The organism is Methanocalculus sp. (assembly GCF_029762515.1).
Taxonomy (GTDB): domain Archaea; phylum Halobacteriota; class Methanomicrobia; order Methanomicrobiales; family Methanocorpusculaceae; genus Methanocalculus.
Genome location: NZ_JARVGN010000314.1, coordinates 1 through 2767, shown reverse-complemented (window position 1 = coordinate 2767; position 2767 = coordinate 1). Strand labels below are relative to the sequence as shown.

General features: G+C 53.7%; 4 protein-coding genes and 1 pseudogene. 3 read left to right on the top strand and 2 right to left on the bottom strand.

What is annotated here, in order from left to right; all coding sequences use genetic code 11:
• On the top strand, window positions 1-248 hold a 248-nt coding region (locus QCH34_RS10170), incomplete at its 5' end, for an MGMT family protein (protein WP_300333689.1).
• Between the two features lie 14 nt (window positions 249-262).
• The gene (locus tag QCH34_RS10165) at window positions 263-862 is read left to right on the top strand and encodes a molybdenum cofactor guanylyltransferase (protein WP_300333687.1); all 600 of its coding nucleotides are present in this window, start codon (window positions 263-265) and stop codon (window positions 860-862) included.
• A gap of 2 nt (window positions 863-864) precedes the next feature.
• Here QCH34_RS10165 and QCH34_RS10160 read toward each other — a convergent pair whose 3' ends face one another.
• Both QCH34_RS10160 and QCH34_RS10155 read right to left on the bottom strand, forming a co-directional pair.
• A complete protein-coding gene (locus QCH34_RS10160; RefSeq protein WP_300333684.1) occupies window positions 865-1632 on the bottom strand; it encodes a dihydroorotate dehydrogenase electron transfer subunit in 768 nt (255 codons plus the stop codon).
• Window positions 1625-2512 carry a dihydroorotate dehydrogenase gene (locus QCH34_RS10155; RefSeq protein WP_300333682.1) on the bottom strand — a complete coding sequence of 296 codons (888 nt, stop codon included), beginning with the start codon at window positions 2510-2512 and terminating at the stop codon, window positions 1625-1627. The genes QCH34_RS10160 and QCH34_RS10155 overlap by 8 nt, the downstream gene beginning before the upstream one ends.
• Before the next feature lie 26 nt (window positions 2513-2538).
• Here QCH34_RS10155 and QCH34_RS10150 point away from each other — a divergent pair.
• Window positions 2539-2767 (top strand): annotated as a pseudogene (locus tag QCH34_RS10150) (hypothetical protein); the annotation flags it as partial.

Sequence of the window (2767 nt, the reverse complement as noted above, 5' to 3'; positions counted from 1 at the left end):
TTGTAAGAGCCATTCCCTATGGGAAGACGATGACATATGGTGAGGTGGCAGACGCAGCAGGCACCCATCCACGGGTAGTCGGAGGAGCACTCAGGAGGAATCCGACACCACTTGTGATCCCCTGCCACCGTGTCATTGGTGAGAAGGATATCGGGGGCTTTACGCCGGATATCCGAATCAAGGAAGACCTCCTCAGGCTTGAAAGCCGGAGACAAAAGAACACCCATAAATTTGAGAAAAACAAATAAACCTGTTATTCACTATGAATGAGAAGAGAACTGCATTGATCCTTGTCGGTGGCGAGGCACGGCGATCGGGAGGAATGGAGAAGTATTTCTTCACCTATGGAGGGAAATCCTTCCTCTCCCATCTGATCTCTGCTCTCTCAAAGGCTACAGACGAGATCATCATCGTTGCCCGCGATGAGGAGCAATGCAGCAGATTTGAGGATATCCCCGGCATCAGAATCTGTTGTGATCAGGTACGCGGAATCGGGCCACTTGGCGGGATCATTGCTGGTGTCGAAGAGGCAGAAGGCGATCTTATTTTTATTACTGCCTGTGATATGCCATGTATTCGATCTGACGTTGTCGAGTTACTCTTCACTTCAATAAAAGATGCAGATTCAGCAGTCCCCTACTGGAATGAAGAGATGTACGAACCCCTGCATGCCGTCTATCGAAAGGATGCCCTGAAGGCATACATCGCCACCCATGCCTCGTACTCACTCCGTGAGATGATCAGGAGCATCAATACAAAATTCATTCAGATTCAGGATATCCGGGAGATCGACCCGAACCTGAAATCCTTCACGAATATTAATGATCTGGGGGATTTAAAAGCAATTAACGGGTCGAAATAAGTTCAGACCCGTTTTCTCTGCCCGCTTGCATCCCGTGCGTACGTTCCAAATTCAGAATTGATGATCTGATCTCCGGTGAATACCGGGCCGTCCCGGCAGACACAGAGACCTTCCGGATCGATTGTACAGGATCCGCAGACCCCGACACCGCATTTCATGTACCGGTGAAGCGAGAACTGACCGCGATCTGCAATCCCTGCATCTGAAAGCCGATCCAAAATCCCTTTCATCATCATCTCGGGTCCGCAGACACAGATGGTATCATAGGAGAGGAGATCGATCTCACTGTCCATCACCCCGGTGACAAAGCCATGGTACCCGGCGGTTCCATCATCGGTTGCGATTTTGAGATCGGTTAGATCCGAAAGCTCGCGGGCAAAGACGAGTTCTGTTCCCGTCCGTGCACCAAGGATAAAGGTATCAACTGACCCGTTTACGGCCAACGGATAGAGCGGGACAACACCGACTCCGCCTGCTATGGCAAGAACCCGCCCATTCGGGGTGAAGCCGTTTCCAAACGGCCCACGGATACCGATCCTATCTCCGGGTGTGAGTGAGGTGAGTGCCGCTGTTGCCTCTCCCACCTTCTGAACGGTGATCGAGCCGGGGGACGAGAAACCCATCGGCACCTCATCAATTCCCGGAACCCAGACCATACAGAAGTGGCCGGGGCGGATCGCAAATTCGGAATCAAACCGGAGTGTTTTCACAGTCGGGGTCTCGTCGATGACCTCTCTCACCGTCACCACAACCGGCATCCCGTCACGCATGGGCACACCCCACTATCTCAGCAGCAGGAACTCCGTCTGGGGAATAGAGTTCATCAGCAATGGTTTTGAAAACTGAAGAGTCATCATAGACGGCTGATCCGATCTGCACCGCAGACGCACCCGCCATCATCATCTCGATTGTATCCGCAGCAGAGGAGACCCCGCCGCAGCCGATGATCGGGATTGAACAGGCTTCATAGAGATCATAGACACATCGGAGTGCAATGGGGAAGATCATTGGGCCGGATATGCCCCCGAACCGGTTCCCAAGCACCGGACGCCTGAGATCAATTGAGATCCGCATCGCCCGGACGGTATTGATCGCAACAAGGGCAGTCGCCCCGCCCTCTTCTGCAGCCCGCCCGATAGAACCGATATCAGTGACATTCGGAGTCAGTTTCACCCATGTCGGCCTCCCAAATGCTGCCACCTCCTCGGTGCAGGCACGAACCATGGCAGGATTAGATCCGATCGCAGCACCGTACCCCTCTGCATGGGGGCAGGAGAGGTTCAGTTCAAATCCGGCGGCGATTCCCTCAAACCAGGAGGCAACCTCGCCAAACTCAGCGGGTGTTCCCCCGAATATGCTGACAACAACAGGTTCCCCGGAGAGAGTCTCCAGTTCAGGGACAAAATTCCTTGAAGGGTTTGGGAGCCCCATCGCATTGATGAGACCGCCCGCAAGCGGGATCAGGCAGGGACCGGCATGCCCCTCTTTTGGGACCGGACCAATGGATTTGGTAACCACACCCCCGGCACCCTGGCGGCGCATCCGTGAGAGAGAGGCTCCGGTAGTTCCAAGGACGCCTGCTGCCAGGATGAGATGGTTATCGAGATCAACTCCCCCGACAGAGACCTGATCCTTTAGTAATGTAATCATCCAGAGGGAATTGGTGCTGTTTAATAATGAGCATACCCCATAGTACCAGTATTATGACGAGCCTTGCAGTGCTTGGCGTCGGGCGAATCGGGGGAGAATGCGCCTTTGCAGCTACCACCCTCGGTATTATCGATGAGTTGATTCTGGCAGATGTCTACAAGCCACTCCTCCGCGCCCAGGCCCTCGATCTCCTCCATACAAATACGGATATACCAATCTCTACAGAGACTGGAAGGATACGTGATGCGGACATCT